This is a genomic window from Gemmatimonadota bacterium, assembly GCA_039715185.1.
Classification (GTDB): Bacteria; Gemmatimonadota; Gemmatimonadetes; order Longimicrobiales; family RSA9; genus DATHRK01.
Genome location: JBDLIA010000196.1, coordinates 1 through 1,850 on the forward strand (window position 1 = coordinate 1; position 1,850 = coordinate 1,850).

Here is a 1,850-nt window from a genome sequence, read left to right on the forward strand (position 1 = left end):
CCCGGCTGGCCATCCTGACCCGGCTGGCCTTCCTGACCCTGCGCTTCGCCGTCCTCCTGTCGATCGCCGGCCCTGCGGGCGCGCTCCTCCGCGCGGCTCTGCCGTAGCCGCTCGTCCATCGAGTCGAGCGCGCGCGCCAGCTCTCCGGCCTCCTCCAGCGTGCGACCCGCCTCGCCGTCGGCCTCGTCCTGGCGGAGCGCGCCGTACGCCCGGTCCAGCCGGCTGGCGAGGTCTCTGAGGTCCTCCCCTATCATGCCCTCGATTCTGCGCGAGAGGTCGAGGGGGCCCGCCGGGCGCACCAGGTCGCGCGAGTACGCGATCTTGTCCTGCACACGACGCTCGCGTATCGACGCGGCGGCCTCGCGCAGCGCCCGCGCCGCGTCCGCCTGCTCGCTGCCGGCTTCGCGCCCCAGGCGCTCGATGTCCTCCTGCAGGCGCTCCAGGTCTTCCGCCTGGAGGTCCTTGCGCTGTCGCACCTGCTCCGCCGCCCGCTCACCCGACTCGCCCCGCGGCGCCCCCGTGGCGTCGCCGGCCGCGCGTCCCAGCCGCTCCTGCTCGCGGGCCATGGCGGCGGCGCGGTCTCGGGCGCGCTGTATCCCCTGGCGGATGGCGTCGGACCGGTCGCCCTCCAGGGCGCGCTCGACCTCGCGCAGGCGCTCCAGCGCGCGCGTAGCCGCCGCGGGGTCGGAGCCCGCCGCCGCTCGTCTCATCTGCTCGGCGGCCTCGCGCAGCTCCCTGGCGCGCTCCTCCAGCTCCGGCTGGTTGCGTTCACGGGCGAGTCGCTCCAGCCGCCGCGCTTCCTCCTCCACCTCCTGGGCGAGCGAACGCTGGCCGCCGCCGCCGCCGCTGCCCCGGTTCTGGCGCGCCTGCGCGCGTCGGGCTCGCTCTGCCTCGCGCTGCTGGCGCCGCGCCAGCTCGCGGAGCTTCTCCAGGGTCTCGTCCAGAGCCCGGTCGGTCTCTTCGCGCTGCGCGCGCCGGACCGACTCGTACTGGTTCTGCATCTTGTCGAGCTCGAGCTCGAAAAGATCGGCGAGATCCTCGGCCTCGCCCGGCTGCCCCTCGCCGCCCTGGCCCTGCGCGACCTGGACATCCCGGAAGACGGCCTCGGCGCGCTGGAGCGCGACCAGGGCTCGTTGCTCCGGCGGAAGGGCCGGCTGGGCGCGGTCGGCCCGCAACTCCTCCAGCGCCTCGCGCATGGCTTCCGCGGCCGCCGGCAGCAGCTCGGCCACCCGCGCGAGCGAAGTGTCCGTCGGGACGCCGCGCGTCTGCATCTGCTCCAGCAGGCGCTCCACCTGCTCCCGCAGCCTCTCCTGCGAGAGTGCTATGGTGGCCAGGTTCTCCGAGAACTCGGCGGGCGCGTAGCGCGCGCTGTCGCGTAGCAGGTTGTAGGTGGCGGCCACAATCTGCCGCTGCATTCCGGAGAGTTGGGCGTTGGGCTGACCGCCGCCTCCGCCCCCGTCCGCCTGCCGGAAATTCCGCTCGAAGGGGCGCACGCGCAGGAAGTAGAGGTCGCTGACCGACGCCTTCGGCCCTCCCACGCGGTCGTTGTCGACGGCGCGGCCGTGGTAGGCGATCACGTCCCCCGGCTGCAGGTCCAACTCTTCGAGGAAAAGCGTATGCCCGGCGGTGATCTCCGCGGGCGAGCGGCCCTCCCCATGGAGGACCACGGTGTCCTCGGATGCGCCGTTCACCGACAGGATCAGCTCCAGCCGGGAGACACCGTAGTCGTCGTCGGCCTTGGCCTCGACGAACACCTCGTCGATGGACGTGGCGTCGGTGTCCCTGCCCGGCTCTTCGATGCGTACCGTGGGCAGACCGTCGTCGAGCACGTCGATGCTGTACTCGGGCGA

1 protein-coding gene is annotated in these 1,850 nt (G+C 73.6%); it reads right to left on the reverse strand.

From position 1 onward, the window contains the following. Positions 1-1,850, reverse strand: a 1,850-nt coding sequence (locus ABFS34_16645; GenBank protein ID MEN8377055.1) for a hypothetical protein, incomplete at both ends; no start/stop codon positions are given.